The 15891-nt window shown below is 71.5% G+C and carries 16 protein-coding genes; 5 read left to right on the forward strand and 11 right to left on the reverse strand.

Going from position 1 to position 15891, the window contains the following annotated elements; translation table 11 throughout:
• Nucleotides 1–363: 363 nt before the first annotated feature.
• The 5 genes from GA0115234_RS18915 to GA0115234_RS18935 all read left to right on the forward strand — a co-directional run bounded on the left by GA0115234_RS18915 (nt 364) and on the right by GA0115234_RS18935 (nt 4266).
• Entirely contained in the window at nt 364–846 is a 483-nt protein-coding gene (locus GA0115234_RS18915) for a MarR family winged helix-turn-helix transcriptional regulator (protein WP_093543122.1), read from the forward strand.
• 173 nt (nt 847–1019) lie between these two features.
• Nucleotides 1020–2258 (forward strand): cytochrome P450, encoded by a 1239-nt coding sequence (locus tag GA0115234_RS18920; protein WP_093543124.1) that lies wholly within the window; start codon nt 1020–1022, stop codon nt 2256–2258.
• Between the two features lie 35 nt (nt 2259–2293).
• The gene (locus GA0115234_RS18925; protein WP_093543126.1) at nt 2294–2503 is read left to right on the forward strand and encodes a ferredoxin; all 210 of its coding nucleotides are present in this window, start codon (nt 2294–2296) and stop codon (nt 2501–2503) included.
• Nucleotides 2500–3708 (forward strand): NAD(P)/FAD-dependent oxidoreductase, encoded by a 1209-nt coding sequence (locus GA0115234_RS18930; protein ID WP_093543127.1) that lies wholly within the window; start codon nt 2500–2502, stop codon nt 3706–3708. Before GA0115234_RS18925 ends, GA0115234_RS18930 begins: the two co-directional genes overlap by 4 nt.
• 201 nt (nt 3709–3909) lie before the next feature.
• A complete protein-coding gene (locus GA0115234_RS18935) occupies nt 3910–4266 on the forward strand; it encodes a hypothetical protein (RefSeq protein WP_093543129.1) in 357 nt (118 codons plus the stop codon).
• Between the two features lie 148 nt (nt 4267–4414).
• On the opposite strand, the gene GA0115234_RS18940 is transcribed toward GA0115234_RS18935, so the two are convergent.
• The 11 genes from GA0115234_RS18940 to GA0115234_RS18990 form a co-directional block, all read right to left on the reverse strand.
• Entirely contained in the window at nt 4415–4942 is a 528-nt protein-coding gene (locus tag GA0115234_RS18940) for a GNAT family N-acetyltransferase (protein ID WP_093543130.1), read from the reverse strand.
• Nucleotides 4943–5056: 114 nt separating this feature from the next.
• Nucleotides 5057–6085 (reverse strand): LacI family DNA-binding transcriptional regulator, encoded by a 1029-nt coding sequence (locus GA0115234_RS18945; RefSeq protein ID WP_093543132.1) that lies wholly within the window; start codon nt 6083–6085, stop codon nt 5057–5059.
• 58 nt (nt 6086–6143) lie between these two features.
• Nucleotides 6144–7997: a glycoside hydrolase family 36 protein gene (locus GA0115234_RS18950; RefSeq protein ID WP_093543133.1), complete on the reverse strand. Its 1854-nt coding sequence runs from the start codon at nt 7995–7997 to the stop codon at nt 6144–6146.
• A gap of 5 nt (nt 7998–8002) precedes the next feature.
• Nucleotides 8003–8818, reverse strand: a complete 816-nt coding sequence (locus GA0115234_RS18955; protein ID WP_093543135.1) for a carbohydrate ABC transporter permease — start codon at nt 8816–8818, stop codon at nt 8003–8005.
• Nucleotides 8815–9771 carry a carbohydrate ABC transporter permease gene (locus GA0115234_RS18960; RefSeq protein ID WP_093543137.1) on the reverse strand — a complete coding sequence of 319 codons (957 nt, stop codon included), beginning with the start codon at nt 9769–9771 and terminating at the stop codon, nt 8815–8817. Before GA0115234_RS18960 ends, GA0115234_RS18955 begins: the two co-directional genes overlap by 4 nt.
• A 5-nt stretch (nt 9772–9776) precedes the next feature.
• On the reverse strand, nt 9777–11105 hold the full coding sequence (locus GA0115234_RS18965; RefSeq protein ID WP_093543139.1) for an ABC transporter substrate-binding protein: 1329 nt from the start codon (nt 11103–11105) through the stop codon (nt 9777–9779).
• On the reverse strand, nt 11090–12313 hold the full coding sequence (locus tag GA0115234_RS18970) for an aminotransferase class V-fold PLP-dependent enzyme (RefSeq protein WP_237541506.1): 1224 nt from the start codon (nt 12311–12313) through the stop codon (nt 11090–11092). Before GA0115234_RS18970 ends, GA0115234_RS18965 begins: the two co-directional genes overlap by 16 nt.
• A gap of 486 nt (nt 12314–12799) precedes the next feature.
• Nucleotides 12800–13156, reverse strand: a complete 357-nt coding sequence (locus GA0115234_RS18975; protein WP_093543143.1) for an ArsR/SmtB family transcription factor — start codon at nt 13154–13156, stop codon at nt 12800–12802.
• 200 nt (nt 13157–13356) lie between these two features.
• Nucleotides 13357–13707 carry a zinc ribbon domain-containing protein YjdM gene (locus GA0115234_RS18980; protein WP_305123102.1) on the reverse strand — a complete coding sequence of 117 codons (351 nt, stop codon included), beginning with the start codon at nt 13705–13707 and terminating at the stop codon, nt 13357–13359.
• Between the two features lie 56 nt (nt 13708–13763).
• Nucleotides 13764–14207: an ATP-binding protein gene (locus GA0115234_RS18985; protein WP_093543146.1), complete on the reverse strand. Its 444-nt coding sequence runs from the start codon at nt 14205–14207 to the stop codon at nt 13764–13766.
• A complete protein-coding gene (locus GA0115234_RS18990) occupies nt 14204–15847 on the reverse strand; it encodes a SulP family inorganic anion transporter (RefSeq protein ID WP_237541548.1) in 1644 nt (547 codons plus the stop codon). Before GA0115234_RS18990 ends, GA0115234_RS18985 begins: the two co-directional genes overlap by 4 nt.
• Nucleotides 15848–15891: the final 44 nt, after the last annotated feature.

Consider the following 15891-nt stretch of genomic DNA (forward strand, 5'->3'; position numbering starts at 1 on the left):
CGACGACGCCTGGTATCCAGGCCGTTCCAGAGCGGGCGTGACGCACTGATTCAGTCGGTCGACATCGACTTCGTGACGCTCCTCGTCGACTCCACCCACACCAAGGTGCAAGCCCTGTACGAGAGGTGGGGGGTACGAGAAGCGGGACGAGGCCAGGCCTTCCGACGACTCTCCCGTGTACGCGGTGATGGTGCGCACGCCGGTGACCGGCTGACCCGGAAGCGACGGAGCCCCGTCGGCCGGTTCGGTGCCGGGGCGGGCACGTTGTGTTGCGGATTCGGCGCCGGGTTCCGACCAGAATTCCGGGCGGTCCTGACATTTGTATATAGCTTTCTCTATATAGAGAGTGCTATGTATTGAGGTATGGATGAGACTTCTGAGGAGGGTCCCCAGGAGGTGGCGGCGGCGCTGCACGAGCTGGTCACCGGGATGGTCTGGCAGCTCTCGTCGAGCTGGCAGGGCATGAGTCTGACCACGGCCGCGACGCTCAGCAGGCTGGAGCGGGAAGGTCCGATCCGGCTGACCGTGCTGGCTGCGGCGGAGGGCCTCGCCCAGCCGTCGATGACCGTGCTGGTGCAGCGGCTGGAAGCCCAGGGCCTGGCGTCGCGAGTGGCCGACCCCCAGGACGGGCGCGTCCGGCTCGTCGGCATCACGGAGGCCGGGCGTGAGCTGCTGGCCGAGCGTCGCAGGGCGGGGGATGCCCGGGTGGCCGGACTGCTGGCCGCGTTGCCCGAGCAGGACGTGAGGGCATTGAGCGAGGCCATGCACACGGCCCTGCCCATCGTCCGGCGCGCGCTCCGGGAAGCCCCGCAGTTGCGCACCACTCGTGGCGGTACGGCTTCCTGAAACCCGGGGATGTGTTCTTGGGCGTCTCGTCCTACAGGCAGGACGACCTGCTCCGCCGCCTCGTCGCGCCTCACGCGTGCAGGGCCCCGGTCCCGGCGCCTGCTCCCATATCGGATATCGGATAGATCTATCGGATATCGGATGGATCGAGTTTCCGGAGAGGGTGGAGAAGTATGAGCACTACCTCGGCACCCGGCGCTGATGCGCGGTCGGCGGAGCTACCGGACTACCCCATGCCCCGGGCGGCAGGCTGCCCGTTCGACCCGCCACCGGACTTGTACGCACTTCAGGCCCAGGCTCCGATCAGCCGCGTGCGGCTGTGGGACGGCAGTACCCCGTGGCTGGTCACTCGCTATGAGGACATGCGGACGCTGCTGGGCGATCCGCGGATCAGCTCGGACAGTACCCGCCCGCACTACCCCTACCAAGGCCCGGGCCAGAAAGAGCGCCGGACGCAGTCGCGGGCCTTCATCGCGATGGACGATCCGGAGCACGCCCGGCTGCGCCGGATGGTCACCGCGTCCTTCTCCATCAAGCGCGTGGAGGCGCTGCGGCCGGCGATCCAGAAGATCGTCGACGGCCTGATCGACGCCATGCTCGCCGGACCGAAGCCGGTGAACCTCGTCCAGGCGTTCGCGTTGCCTGTGCCCTCGCTGGTGATCTGCGAGCTGCTGGGTGTCCCGTATGCCGACCACGGCTTCTTCCAGGCCAACAGCAGGATGCTGATCAAGCGCGACACCACACCCGAGCAGGCGCGGGCCGCCACCCAGCGGCTGGTCGACTACCTGGACGGGATAATCGGCGACAAGCTCGCCCACCCGGCAGACGACCTGCTCTCCACGCTGGCCGAACGGGTCCGCGCCGGTGAACTCTCCCGGCGTGAAGCGGTCGACACGGGGATGCTGCTGCTGATCGCCGGGCACGAGACGACGGCGAACATGATCGCGCTGGGCACCCTGGCCCTGTTGCAGCACCCCGACCAGCTGGCCCAGTTGCGCGACAGCGGCGATCCGCGGCTCGTGGCCTCGGCGGTCGAGGAACTCCTGCGCCACCTGACGATCGTGCACAGCGGACGGCGCCGCGTGGCCCTGGAGGACATCGAGATCGGCGGCCGGACCATCCGCACCGGCGACGGCGTCATCCTCGCCAACGACATCGGCAACCGCGATCCCGCCGGCTTCCCCGACCCCGACCGGCTCGACATCGCCCGCAACCCCCGCCATCACGTGGCCTTCGGCTTCGGCGTCCACCAGTGCCTGGGCCAGCCGCTGGCCAGGGTCGAACTGCAGGTCGTCTACAGCACCCTGTACCGCCGCATCCCGGCCCTGCAACTGGCGGTGGACCTCGACGAGATCCCGTTCAAACACGACGGGCTCGTCTACGGCGTCTACGAACTGCCCGTGACCTGGTGAAAGCGGCCAAGTGCCGCCCAGGGAAGGAGGATCCGATGAAGGTGACCGTCGACCAGAACAAGTGCGTGGCCTCCGGCCAGTGCGTGCTGAGCGCGCCCGACGTGTTCGACCAGCGCGAGGAGGACGGCATCGTCGTCCTGCTCACCGAGCATCCGCCCGAGCAACTGGCCGACGACGTCCGCCAGGCCGCCGTCCTCTGTCCGGCCCAGGTGATCTGGGTGGAAGAACAGGAGCAGGAGGAATGAAGCGGATCGTCGTCGTGGGAGCCTCGGCCGCGGGCCTGACCGCGGCCGAGACCCTCCGCCGCCGGGGCTGGGGCGGCCACCTCACCCTGATCGGCGAGGAGTCCCCTCCGCCGTACGACCGGCCACCGCTGTCCAAGCAGATCCTCACCGGCGCCTGGGAACCCGAACAGACCACCCTGCGCTCCCCGCAGGACCTGGCGGGGCTGGAGGCCGACCTGCGGCTCGGAGAGCGCGCCACCGCCCTCGACACGGAGGGCCGCCAGGTACGCCTGGACAACCGCGAGACCATCGGCTTCGACGGACTCGTCATCGCCACCGGCGTAACCCCCCGGCGCCTGCCCGACAGCGATCTGGCCGGGGTCCACGTCCTGCGCACACTCGACGACGCCCTCGGCCTGCGTGCCGCCCTGCTCACCGGGCCCCGGGTGGTCGTGGTCGGCGCCGGATTCCTCGGCACCGAAGTCGCCGCGGCAGCCCGGACCATGAACCTGGAGGTGACCCTGGTCGAGCCGGAGCCCGTCCCGGTGCGCCGACCGTTCGGAGACCGCATCGGCACGCTCGTCGCCGACCTGCACCGCGACCACGGCACGCACCTGCGCTGCGGCGTGCCCGTCACCCGGCTGCGCGGCGCAGACGGCCGCGTCACCGGAGTGGAACTCGGCGACGGCACCACGCTGCCGGCCGACGTCGTCGTCCTGGCCCTCGGTTCCACGCCCGCGACCGGCTGGCTGACCGGTTCGGGCCTGCGCCTGGGAGATGGCGTGGTGTGCGACGCATCGTGCCAGGCCGCACCCGGCATCTACGCCGCCGGCGACATCGCCTCCTGGTACAACCCGCACTTCGGCACCCGCATGCGACTGGAACACCGGATGAACGCCACCGAACAGGCCCTGGCCGCAGCCGGCAACCTGCTCGGCGACACCGAACCATTCGCTCCCGTGCCCTACTTCTGGACGGACCAGTACGACACCAGGATCCAGGCGTACGGCATCTTCCCACCCGACGCGGACATGCGGATCCTCCACGGCAACCCGGCCGACGGACGCTTCGCCGCCGCCTACGGCCACCACGGGAAGGTGGTCGGCGTACTCGGCTGGAACACCCCCCGCCAAGTACGCACGCTGCGCCGCCTGGTCGCCGAACACGCGTCGTGGACAGCCATCACGGACACACCCGCGCCCCGACCGGCGACCGTGAACAACTAGGGCCCTTCCAGGGGCCCTTCGTTTGGATCATGCCGGGCTCGCGTGCCCCTCCGGCAGGCGAAGTCGCGGGGGCGTTCCGGGCAGAGCGTCTCCGTACGCGCAAAGTCCCTCGTGAACAGGTGGAACGCGGCCGTGCCCGGATGCCCCAGGGCTACGGTGCGGAGCGTCGCACCGAGAAGAAGACCGTGAAGGGCTGATGCCATGAGGACGCGCACCTTGAGATTCGGCCTGTACGCCGACGAGCAGGGGCTGGCGTGGGCCAGGCGGCTCGTCGAGGAGGCCGTGGGGTGCCGCAGCGCCCGGATCGTCAGGGAGACCGTCGGGCACACGGTCTTCGGGGGTGGGATGACGACCGCCTACGCATATGACTTCCTGGTGGAACAGTGGGCCTGGGAGCATCCCGGGGAGAGCAGCGGTGCACGGGAACCGGTCGAGCTTTGCGTTCGGCTGGAGTGCTCCTTGAAGACATGGCGGGCGATCCGCAAGGCCGTGATCAGGGATCTGTGTCCGGAGGGCATGGCGCCTCATCTCTGCCGTGTTCCATGGACCGTTACCTGACCGCTGGCCCTCCACGGGACGTCCGCTCCTCGATCCGGAGATGCACGATGACGTGTACGTGTATATGTGCGTGTGCGCGGACGATCCCGATCCGGTCGAAGCCGTCCGTCCTGTTCCCCACGTCGCAGCGAGTCCGGGACCGGGCGGCTCAGCCGAGGTCGTCACCCGGCGTGGAGTTGCGGGCCATGCGTACGTTGGGCAGCCGTCCTCGCCACATCTCCCGTTCACCTGTGGCCTTGAATCCGTGGCGCTCGTAGAAGCGGACCGCGCGCTCGTTGTACTCGGTGACCCACAGGCGCATGGGTGCGCTTCCTGCCCAGGCCAGGAATTCGCTCATCATCCGCCCCCCGACCCCTTCGCCCTGTGCCTCGTTCAGCAGATACATCGGCCCGAGCGTGACCACGTCGTCCCGGCGGCCGCAGAGGAAGCCGACGATCTCCGTTCCGGTGCGGACGACTCGGCAGAACAGCAGGTCCGGCTGTTGTTCCGCTGCCGCTATGAACTCCCGCCACCGAGCGATCCCTTCCGCGGCGGTGGCGGAGCCCCGGTGTTCGCGTATCCATCTCTCGTCTATCCCCGCCTCCTCGTTGGGGTACGTCTGCAGCCAGGCCCTCAACTGCACGGACCCCAGGGACTCGGCGTCCTCGGCGCGGGGGGCTTCGATCACATGGGTCATGGCGGCCTTCCTCGACGATGCCCGGGAGCATCTCGCACGGCTCGGACGAGTGGTGTGGTCGGCCGTACTGCCCCTCGCAGGGCCGCCGGGCCGGGTGACGGTCGGCGGCTGCCGCTACCGCTCTGGTGTGCTGCCGCGTACGACCGGCTCCGCGGGAAGCAGCAGGCCGCTCGCCGGGACGGCGGCGGGGTCCTCGACGGCGGTGATCAGCCGGTCGACGAGGGTGTGGGCGATGGCGGCCAGGGGCAGGCGGGCGCTGGTGAGGGTGGGCTGGAGCAGCCCGCAGAGCGGGATGTCGTTGAAGCCGGTGACGGCGACGTCGTCGCCGACGGCGAGGCCCGCGGCGCGGACGGCCTGGTAGGCGGTCACGGCGAGCCAGTCGGTCGCGCAGACCAGGGCGGTCGGGCGGTCGGGGCCGGTGAGCAGGCGCTGCACGGCATGGGAGAGTGCGGCAGGGTCGTCGTCGGGGACACCGACCTCGAAGGCGCCGTCGGGGGCGGCGGCCGCGGCTTGCAGGAAGCCGGCCCTGCGGTCGGCGAGCCAGGGCAGGGACGCGGCGGAGTTGAGGTAGCAGATCCGGCGGTGGCCCTGGTCGAGCAGGAGTCCGGTCAGGGCGGCGGTGGCGGCTGTGGAGTCGATGTCCACCCAGTTCTGCGGGCGGCCGGGTGCGGTACGGCCGAAGGCGGCGAACGGGAAACCGGCCTCGGCGAGCACATCGACGCGGGGGTCGTCGTGGACGACGTCGGAGAGGACGAACCCGTCGACCTGGCGGGCCGCGATCAGGCCGTTGAACGACCTGGCGACTGCTCCGGCGCCCTGCTGGGGGTCGGAGCGGAACACCAGGATGCGGTGGCCCACGGCGTCGGCGGCGGTCACCAGCGCCTGGAGGAAGCCGCCCATCAGGGGGTTGGGGTCGGCGGGGTTGTCGGCGGGGGCGGGGTAGCCGATGACCTTGCGGGTTCCGGTGCGCAGACTGCGGGCGGACTGGTCGGGCTGGTACCCGAGCTCGTCGATGGCGGCGGTGACCCGGGCGAGGGTGGTGGCGCGCAGCCGGTGGGGTGCGTTGAGGGCGTTCGAGACGGTCTGGCGGGAGACTCCGGCCGCGTGTGCGACATCTTCGATGGTCACCTGGCGAGCGGTCATCGTTCCTCTGTGGTCGGCGGGCTGGGGACGGCCGGTGGCCGCCCCCGGCCCCCGGTCGTCAGTGCTCGCGGGTCAGGGTGAGCAGGCCACCGGTCGGCACGGTCACCGAGTTCACACCGGCGACGAGGTCGAGCACGGTCTCCGACAGGATCTCACCACGGCAGTCCTGGACGCGGGCGAGGGTCCGTTCCGGTCGGGTGGCGGTCAGCAGCACCACGGGATCGCCGTCCGCGTTGGCGACGAGCAGGGTCCGCGGACCGTCCGCGGCGTGCTGGTCCGGAAGGGCGACGGGCAGCGGCGCGTAGCGTGCGACCACGGTGGTGCGGTCGTCGTGGGCGACGACCAGGGGGTAGCCGAGGTCCGGGCGCACGGGTTCCAGGGTGCCGAGCTGGAGGACATCGGCGTACCGGCGGAAGACGCCGAGCCAGAAGCGCAGGGTGGCGAGCTGGTCGGTGCTCTGGGCGGCGAGGTCGACGGAGATCTGCGGCACCGAGAACAGGGCGTTGACGAGGTGGACGGCAATGGACTCGGGCGTCTCGGCGGGGTGCCAGGTGATCATGTCGGCGTGCACGGCGAGCGGGCCCGCGGTGAGTCGGCAGTCGACGGTGCGCTGGCGGTTCTCGGCGGGGCTGAGCGGGCAGTCGGTGGCGCGGACCATGGTGGCGTACGGCCACAGCCCCGGGCTGACGTACGGCTGCCGGTGCTCGACGATCACGTTCGGCCGGGTGCGGCGCAGACGGGTGTCGAGGTCGGCGAGCAGCTGGAGCACGCCCTCGTGGACGGCGGTGCGGTCGGCGCCGGCCGGGGCGGGCGGGGGGTCGGTGACGGCGAAGCGGTCGATGAAGTCGAGCTTCAGACCGTCCATGTCCCACTGTTCGACGGCACGGGAGACCTTCTCGATCAAGTAGGCGCGGACCTCGGGGTGGCGGGGGTCGAGCACGGCCGCGTCCAGATGGGGCTCCTCGCGCAGGATCATGCCCTGGAAGCGGTCCCAGGCGTCGTTGTGCCGGCCGATGAACGGCACCGCGTACCAGAGGAGGTAGGCGAGGCCGAGCCGGTGGACCTCGGCGACGTGGGCCGCGGGGTCGGGGAAGGCCTCCGGGTTGGGCTCCCAGTCGCCGCAGTGGCCGTAGCCGCGGGCACGGTCGGTGGTCTGCCAGCCGTCGTCGACGATGATGCTCTCGCAGCCGACGTCCGCGGCGAGGGCGGCCTGGCGTTCGACGGCGGCGGTGTCGACGTTCTGGTGGAGGCTGTACCAGGTGGAGTAGGCGGGCATCCGGGCGGCGGGGGCGGTGCCGGGGTGGTCCAGGCCCTCGGCCCACCAGGCGGTGACGGCCCGCAGGGTGGCGGCGAAGTGGCGGCCGCCGAGGTCGATCCGCAGCCGCAGCGGCGGCCCGCCCGGGGTGAGGTCCTGTTCGACGGAGAAGGCGAATTCGCCGCTCTCCTCCACCACACCGGCACCGACGCGCACGGGCGCGGCGGTCTCGCCGGCGGCCGCGGTGCACAGGGCGCGGTCGTCGGCGCCGACCAGACTGGCGACGGGGGCTCCCAGGGCGAGCGAGACGGTCCGGGGGGCGATCCAGGACGGCGGCAGCCAGCGGGAGGCGTTGGTGTCCGGGGTCCAGTAGGCGGTGGCCCCGACGCAGGGGATCCGCCACTCGGCGTGGACGGTGGCCGCTGCCGACGCCGTGACCTCGATCAGGGCCACGCCGTCGCCGACCGGGGTGACGGCGGTCTCCAGCCGGTCGCAGCCGAGCCCGGTGAGGTGGACGGTGAGCGGGGTGCCGGCGGAGTGGCGCAGCCCGGTGGCGAGCTGCCGGTGGACGACGGGGCCGGGGGCCGCCGCGGCCGGTGTGTTCGGGCGCCAGGCCGGGACGGGCTGCTGCGGGACCGCGGGTGTTCCGGTGGTCATGGTGGTCACTCCTTGGTGGCCCCGGCCAGCAGGCCGGAGATGAACTGGCGTTGCAGGACGAGGAAGAGGGCCATCACGGGAATGGCGGCGATGGCGGCGGCGAGCAGGACCTGTGCGTAGTTGGTGGTCGCAAGGCCCTGAAGGGTGGCGGTGGCCACGGGCAGCGTGTACATGTCGGGGCTGCGCAGCGCGATCAGCGGCCAGACGAACTGGTTCCAGCCGCCGAGGAAGACGAACAGCGCGAGCGCCGCGATGACCGGCCGGTTGACCGGGATGACGATCCGCCACAGCACCCGCAGTTCGCCCGCGCCGTCGACGCGGGCCGCGTCCAGGAGTTCGTCGGGCATGGAGCGCAGCGCCTGCCGCATCAGGAAGATGCCGAACGGGGTGACCAGGCCCGGGAGGATGACGGACTGGTAGGAGTCGATCAGGCCCAGCTTCATCATCATCTCGAAGATCGGGATGAGCATCACCGTGTCGGGGAGGACGAGGGTACTGAGCAGCAGGACGAAGAAGAGATTGCGCCCGCGGAACTCGAACTTGGCGAAGGCGTAGCCCGCGAGGACCGAGACGACGACCGCGCCCGCCGTCTGTACGCCCGCCACCAGCACGGTGTTGAACAGGACGCGGGTGAGCCCGATGGAATCCTGGAGCCCCTGGAGGTTCTCCATGAGGTGACCGCCGGGCAGCAGCTTCGGCGGCCAGGAGAACACGTCGCTGTTCTTCTGCGTGGCGGCCATGGCCAGCCAGTAGAACGGGCCGACGCAGAGCCCGAAGGCGCCCGCGAGGAGCAGGGTGAAAAGGACGCTGCGGCGCTTCACTTGCGCTCTCCCATCAGGCGGACCTGCAGGAAGCCGAGCACGGCCACGATCAGCGCGAGCGCGTAGGCGAGAGCCGAGGCGTAGCCGAAGTCGAAGTATTTGAAGCCGTTGTTGTAGAGGTACATGGTGACCGTCAAGGTGGCGTTGTCGGGGCCGCCGCCGGTGAGGACGTACGGCTCGTCGAAGAGCTGCAGGGTGCCGATGGTGGAGAGCACCACGGTGAGGAGCAGGATCGGGCGCAGCTGGGGGAGGGTGAGGGAGACGAAGCGGCGGACCGGTCCCGCGCCGTCGACCTTCGCGGCCTCGTACAGCTCCTGGGGAATGCCCTGGAGGCCGGCGAGGTAGATCACCGCGTTGTAGCCGGTGTAGTGCCAGGTGATGACGAGGACGACGCCGACGCGGGCCCAGAAGGGGCTGCCGAGCCAGTTCACCCGGTCGATGCCGAACAGGGAGAGGACCCAGTTCAGCAGTCCGGCGTCGCGGTTGAGGATCACGGAGAACATCACGCCCGCGGCGACCAGACCGGTCAGCGACGGGACGAAGACGCCGAGCCGCCAGAGCGGGCGCAGCCAGACCTTGGTGGAGTCGAGGCCGAGGGCGACGAGCAGGGCGAGGCCGAGCATCAGCGGCACCTGGACGACCAGGATCAGCGCGGTGTTCTTCAGCGCGGTCCAGAACAGCGGGTCGTTCAGCAGGCGTTGGTAGTTGTCGAGCCCGGTGAAGTGCCGGCCGGCGCCGTTGCCGGTGGTGAGGCTGATCCAGAGCGACGCGACGATGGGGTACGCCTTGAAGATCGCGAAACCCAGCACGGCGGGCATGATCAGCAGGTACGGGACGGAGGTACGGGTCAGCAGCCGACGGCGGTCCGGGCGGGTGCGGCCGGGCCGGTCGGTGGTGCCGCGGCCGGCCGGGGCGGCGGTGGCGGGAGCGGGTTCGGACGGGGCGAGGGACATGGTGGTCAGACCGCCTGCTGCCGACCGGTCTGCTGGGCAAGCTGCTCGGCGGCCTTCTTGAGGGCGTCGGCCGGGTCGGCGCCCTTGATGAGCACCTGACTCTGGGCGTCGCTGGCGAACTTGAGGGCGCGGGCGTAGTCGCCGGTGAAGTTGGTGGGCCGGGCATCGGCGGAGAGCGATGCGACGAAGGGCTTCAGCACCTTCTGGCCACCGTAGAAGGGGTGCGGCGCGCTGAACCTCGGGTCGTCGTACGCCGCCTTGAGGGCGGGGAAGACACCGCCGGAGGCGAACATCCGGTTGATCCGGGCGGGTTCGGTGAGCGCGTACTCGATGAATCGCCAGGCGGCCCTGCGGCGCGTGCTGGAGCCGGAGACGGCCAGGTAGGTGGAGTTGACGATGGCGTTGCGCCTGCCCCCGGGAACGGCGGCGGGCGGCTGCATGGAGCGCCACTTCCCCTTCTGCTCGGGGAACGTGGAGGCCAGATACTCCACGGCCCAGGCCGCCTCCGCGTAGGTGGCGAGCTTCCCCTGGCCGAGCAGGCGCTTCTCGGTGCCCTGGCCCGCGGTGTCGGCGATCAGACCGGCGTCGTTGAGCCGCTTGATGAGGGTGAGGGCCTCGACGGCTGCCGGCGAGGCGAGCGTGATCTTCCCGTCCTGGTCGAAGTAGAAGACGTCCTGGAGCTGCATCAGGTTCTGGAAGAAGTCCATGTCCTGGGTGGCGCCGGTCTTGTCGAGCCCGAGCAGCCGGACACCGGTGGCGTCGAGGATCTTCGACCCCGCGGCGATCATGTCGTTCCAGTCGCCGATGCCGTCGGGGTCGACACCGGCCTTCTCGAAGTGGTCGTGGCGGTAGAAGAGACCGAGCGGGTTGACCTCCCACGGGAGGGCGTGGGCGGCCTTGTCCTTGCCCATGACGGTCGGCCACAGCCCCTTGGCGAAGGCGTCCTCGTACGTGTCGGCGCCGAGCCTGGACAGGTCGGCGATGCCGTCGGGGAACTTGTCCAGGTAGCCGGGCAGGTAGTCGACGCCGATGTGCAGGACGTCCGCGAGGCCCTTGCCGCCCGAGGCGAGGCCGACGGTGATCTTGTCCCAGATGGCCGGGTTGCCGACGTCCTGGACGTCGACCTCGATGCCGGGGTTGTCCCGCTCGAAGGAGGGGACGACGCTGCGCAGGCCCTTGGCCGCGGTGGTCCAGCTCCAGACGGTGATCCTGCCGCTGTCGCCGTCGTCTCCGGCGCTGCCCGATCCGTTGTCGCCGCAGGCGGTGAGGCCGAGTCCGGCGACGGAGGCGGTGGCGAGCTGGAGCAGACGGCGGCGGCTCAGTTGGTGGGACATATGGGCTCCTGGGAGTGGGACGTGGAGTGGGACGTGGGGCGGGTGACGGCGCGCAGCGCCTCGGTGAGCAGGTCCGCCGCGGCGTCGGGGGTCGAGGCGTGGGGGGACAGCCGGATCCACTCGTCGCGGCGGGTGGTGATGACCCCGCCCGCTTCGAGGGCGCGGTGGACGGAGGCGGGATCATGACCGGGCAGCCGGAAAGCGCCGATGCCGCCGCGCTCCTGGGGCCCGAGCCCGTCCAGCAGGACCTCGGCACCGGCCCGGCGCGCACGGTCGAGCAGTTCGCCGAGGACGGCGCGGATGCGGCCGCCGACGACGGCCGGTCCACCCTGGCCGACCAGGGCGTCGATCGCCGCGCCGAGGGCCGCGGCGGCCGGGAAGTCCGGGTTGGTGGCGAGGTGGGCGGCGGCCCCGGGCAGCGGCGGCGCCGGATGCCGCGGCGCGAAGGGATCCGCTACGCCGGCCCAGCCGCCGAGTCCGGGAACGAGGCGGTCGGCGCACCGGTCGCGGATCAGGAGCAGTGCGGCTCCCCAGCCGGCCCGTAGCCACTTCTGGCCGCCGCTGACGAGGATGTCGGCGGCATCCGCTTCGAGCGCGACGGCGCCCAGGCCCTGGATGGCGTCGACGATCAGCAGCCGGGAGGGCCCGAGGACCTCCTTGAGGGCGGCGAGCGGTGCCAGGTGGCCGGTGAGCGAGTCGACGGCGCTGACGGTGAGGGCGGTGACATCGGGCGTGAGGTGGCGGCGCAGGAGGTCGGGTGTGATCTGGCGCTGCCCGGCCGGGTCGACGAGACGGACGGCGGGCCCGCCGCGGCCGGAGAAGCGGAGCCAGGGGTAGAGGTTGGCGGGGAACTCGCCACGGGGCACCAGGACGGTGCCGGGGCCTTGGAGTGCGGCGGCCACGGTGAACAGGCCGTTGCTGGTGGACGGGGCGAGGGCGATTTCGTGCGGACGGGCGTCGAGCAGCCGGGCCGCCGAGGCCAGGGCGGCGTCGCCGAGGGCGAACATCCGGTCGAGGTCGGCGGGGTCGACGCGTGCGGCGAGCGCGGTCGCGTCGGCGAGTGCGGCGGCGGCCGGGCGGGAGAGCGGGCCGACCCTGGCGTAGTCGAGGTAACCCGCCATCGGACCGCGGGCGGGAGCCGGTCCGGGGGTCGGACCGGGAGCCGCATGGGTGGCGGCTTCGGGGAGCTGATGGATTTGATCGTTCAAAAATCTGCCCTAACGGAGCGTGCTGTACGTGCTTCCTGGGAATTTGAAGGTTCACATTAGGGAGATCGGGTGGACCCGGCAAGAGGTTGGACACAACTGCTTTCCGACGACTCTGCCGGCCCTGCGGGGGAGGGCGGACCCTGCGCGGGCGGGCAGACCCTGCGCGGGCGGGCGGCGCACGGACCGCGCGCGCACGGACCGCGCGCGGGGTCCGGCGGCGGGCGGCGGGCAGTCCACCGGTACGGGCTCCGCGTCGACGGGAGCCGAGCGCTGCCGTCCTGCGGCGCTTCACCCGGCAGATGCCGGATCGTCGGCCCAGGTCGGAGAGCCGGCACTCCGGACATGCCGCGGCTCGATCGGCCCCGCGGAAAAGGGCCCTCCGACGTGGGTCGGAGAGCCCTTTCCGGTCTTTCGGAGGCGTGGGTCGTCCAAGGGCTGCCCTGGAATCCCTGGCGGGCGGGCGGCGTCAGGGACGGCGGGACAGCCTCAGGACGTCTCGGGGCGTCCGGTGGCGGATTCGGCGGCCTTGAGGTCGGCCAGTAGTTCGGCCTGACCGGCCAGTACGCCGGACAGGATGCTCCGGGCGACCCGCAACAGCTCCGCCACCTGCGGATCGGTCATCGAGTAGTAGACGGCCGAGCCCTCCCGGCGGGGGACGACGAGGTTGGCGCGACGCAGGACGGCCAGTTGCTGGGAGAGGTGGGCCGCCTCCACGCCGATCTCGGTCAGCATCTCGGAGACGGCGTGCTCCCGCTCGCTCAGGAGCTCAAGCACCCTGATCCGTACCGGGTGACCCAGCGTTTTGAAGAACTCGGCCTTCAGCTGGTACAGCGGCGTACTCACCGCACCCGCCCCGCGCCCACGAGGGCCGCCGGGATGCCGGACGGCCGCTGTCGTGCGTGCACCGTGCATCGCATCCACCCAAGACTCTTCACCATGAGGACATCCTCGCGCCCTCACACCGGCGTGATGACTTCGGGAATTGCCAAGATTATCAACGCGGGAACCGTCCTCGTCAGCCCCTGGCGGGCCGGAGACGCGGGTCAGGCCTTCTTCACCACGCTGGACTTGAGCTGCATGGGGCCGAACCCGTCGACCTTGCAGTCGATGTCGTGGCCGTCCACACCGTCGACGAGGCGGATGTTGCGCACCTTGGTGCCTGCCTTGATGCCGCTCGGGCTGCCCTTGACCTTCAGGGTCTTGATCACGGTGACGGTGTCGCCGTCGGCGAGCACATTGCCGACGGCGTCCTTGATGCCTGCGGCCGGGCCCTCGCCCGCGGGCTCGGCGGCGGGCGACCACTCATGGCCGCACTCGGGGCAGACCAGGAGCGCACCCATCTCGTAGGTGTACACGCCGGAGCACTCGGGGCACGGCGGCGGCGTCTCGGTCACGTCGTTCATGGTTTTCCTTGTTTCAGGTGTGCGGTCGGTGCTGTGTGGTGTTCGTATCAGGCTTTGTGCGAGGGCGTTCGCAGGGGGAGGGTGATCCAGATGCTCTTGCCCCTGCCGTCCGCGTCGCCCCGGACGACCGCGGTGCCGCCCAGGCCGAGGGTGAGCTCCATGACGGTGCCCAGTCCGCCGCCGGTCCGGGTGACCGCCGACAGCAACGGGGGCTGGTACGGGTGGCGGTCGTGGACGGCGAACGCGAAGGTGTCCTGGCCCGCCGCGTAGATCACGGTGAGGTTGGGGGACAGCGGGGCCGCGTGCCGGACGCTGTTGGTGACCAGCTCGGAGAGGATCAGCAGCGCCGGATCCACGGCGGGATGGTGCCGGACGATGCCCCACTCCGTGAGGACCTGCTCGGTGGTCTCGCGGGCGATCCGTACGGCCGGGCCCATCGCGGGCAGGGTCAGCACGTGCCGCAGGGGCAGGGCGTCGAGCCGACCGCTCACCGGACGGCCTCCGCGGCATCAGGGGCGCCGGGCAGGACCCCGGCCCGGCGCAGATGGGCGCGGGCCCCGGCGATGGCCTCGGGCGTGGTGGCGTACTCCCGGCCCTCCCGCCGGAGCACGTCCAGTGCGCCGACCGATTCCAGGGCCTGGCGCTGACCGGGGCGGAGGCCGGAGATCAGCACGGCGATGCCGCGCCGGTTCAGCTTCTCCACGGCGTCCTTGAGGACCAGGGCGCCGGTGGCGTCCATCGTCGACACCCGCGACAGGCGCAGGATCACCACCCGGACGTCGGCGACCTCGCTCAGCTCCAGCAGGAAGCGGTGGGCACCGGCGAAGAACAGCGGCCCGTCGATCCGGTACGCGACGATGTGCTCGGCCAGCAGCGCGTGTTCCTCCTCGCTGTGCTCGCCCGGCAGGTCCGCCCTGAAGTCGACCTGCTCCATCCGGGCCTGAGCGGCGACCGCCCGCAACGCCAGGGCGCCCGCCACGACCAGGCCGGTGATCACCGCGTACACCAGGTCGAGCACGAGCGTGGCGGCGGCCGTCAGCACCAGCACGATCGCGTCCGAGCGGGTCGCACGGGCCATCGCCCGCAGCGAACCGACCTCCACCATCCGGATCGCGGTCGCCAGCAGCACCCCGGCGAGCGCGGCCAGCGGGATCCTGGAGACGAGCGGGGCGGCGGCGAAGACGATCACGGCCAGGACGGCGGCGTGGGTGAGGGCGGCGAGCCGCGATCCCGCGCCGGTCCGGACGTTGACGGCGGTACGGGCGATCGCCGCGGTGGCGGGCACCCCGCCGAACAGCGGGGCCGCCAGGTTCGCGATGCCCTGCCCGAACAGCTCCTTGTCCGGGTCGTGCTGCTGACCGACCGTCATGCCGTCCGCGACGGTCGCCGACAGCAGCGACTCCAGCGCGGCCAGCGCCGCGACCGCGACGGCCGGGGCCAGCAGGGACCCCAGCGCGGAGAGGTCGAGGAAGCCGAGGGAGGGCGCGGGCAGCCCGGCGGGCAGCTCACCGATCGGGGCGGCCCGGCGCAGGTCGAAGAGCTGGGTCGCGAGGGTGGCGGCGACCACCGCGACGATGGAGAACGGCACGGTGGGCCGCACCCGGGCGCCCAGCAGCATCACGGCCGCCACGCCCGCCGCGAGGGCGACGGCGGTCCAGTTCGGGGCGCGTACGAACTCCTCGACCGCGCGCCAGGTCACCACCAGGACCTTGTCGCCCTCCGGCGTGGCCACCCCCAGTGCGTTCGGCACCTGCTGGAGACCGATGACACAGGCGATCCCGAGCGTGAAGCCCTCCACCACCGGCGCCGGGATGTAGCGCATGCAGCGTCCGGCCCGCAGCAGCGCGAGCACGATCAGCAGGGCGCCGGCCATCAGTCCGACCGTCAGCACCCCGCCCGGCCCGTACTGGGCCACGATCGGGACCAGCACCACCGTCATCGCCCCGGTCGGCCCGGACACCTGGAGGTTGGAGCCGCCGAACAGGGCCGCCAGCGCGCCCGCCACCACGGCGGTCGCCAGCCCCGCCTCGGCGCCGAGCCCGGAGGAGACCCCGAAGCCCAGCGCGAGCGGCAGCGCGACGATCGCCACGGTCAGACCGGCGAGCAGATCCCGACGCGGATCGCGGCCCATGACCACGAGGTCGGCGCGGGCCGGCAGCAGGGAAGCGACCCGGT

It is taken from the genome of Streptomyces sp. DvalAA-43 (assembly GCF_900091725.1).
Taxonomy (GTDB): domain Bacteria; phylum Actinomycetota; class Actinomycetes; order Streptomycetales; family Streptomycetaceae; genus Streptomyces; species Streptomyces pulveraceus.

Excerpts from the sequence above, each read along its gene's own strand:
- GA0115234_RS18990 (WP_237541548.1), bottom strand. The coding sequence starts at position 15,847 with ATGGGCCGCGATCCGCGTCGGGATCTGCTCGCCGGTCTGACCGTGGCG.
- GA0115234_RS18945 (WP_093543132.1), bottom strand. The coding sequence starts at position 6,085 with ATGACCGCTCGCCAGGTGACCATCGAAGATGTCGCACACGCGGCCGGA.
- GA0115234_RS18920 (WP_093543124.1), top strand. The coding sequence starts at position 1,020 with ATGAGCACTACCTCGGCACCCGGCGCTGATGCGCGGTCGGCGGAGCTA.
- GA0115234_RS18935 (WP_093543129.1), top strand. The coding sequence starts at position 3,910 with ATGAGGACGCGCACCTTGAGATTCGGCCTGTACGCCGACGAGCAGGGG.
- GA0115234_RS18950 (WP_093543133.1), bottom strand. The coding sequence starts at position 7,997 with ATGACCACCGGAACACCCGCGGTCCCGCAGCAGCCCGTCCCGGCCTGG.
- GA0115234_RS18960 (WP_093543137.1), bottom strand. The coding sequence starts at position 9,771 with ATGTCCCTCGCCCCGTCCGAACCCGCTCCCGCCACCGCCGCCCCGGCC.
- GA0115234_RS18915 (WP_093543122.1), top strand. The coding sequence starts at position 364 with ATGGATGAGACTTCTGAGGAGGGTCCCCAGGAGGTGGCGGCGGCGCTG.
- GA0115234_RS18940 (WP_093543130.1), bottom strand. The coding sequence starts at position 4,942 with ATGACCCATGTGATCGAAGCCCCCCGCGCCGAGGACGCCGAGTCCCTG.
- GA0115234_RS18925 (WP_093543126.1), top strand. The coding sequence starts at position 2,294 with ATGAAGGTGACCGTCGACCAGAACAAGTGCGTGGCCTCCGGCCAGTGC.
- GA0115234_RS18930 (WP_093543127.1), top strand. The coding sequence starts at position 2,500 with ATGAAGCGGATCGTCGTCGTGGGAGCCTCGGCCGCGGGCCTGACCGCG.
- GA0115234_RS18965 (WP_093543139.1), bottom strand. The coding sequence starts at position 11,105 with ATGTCCCACCAACTGAGCCGCCGCCGTCTGCTCCAGCTCGCCACCGCC.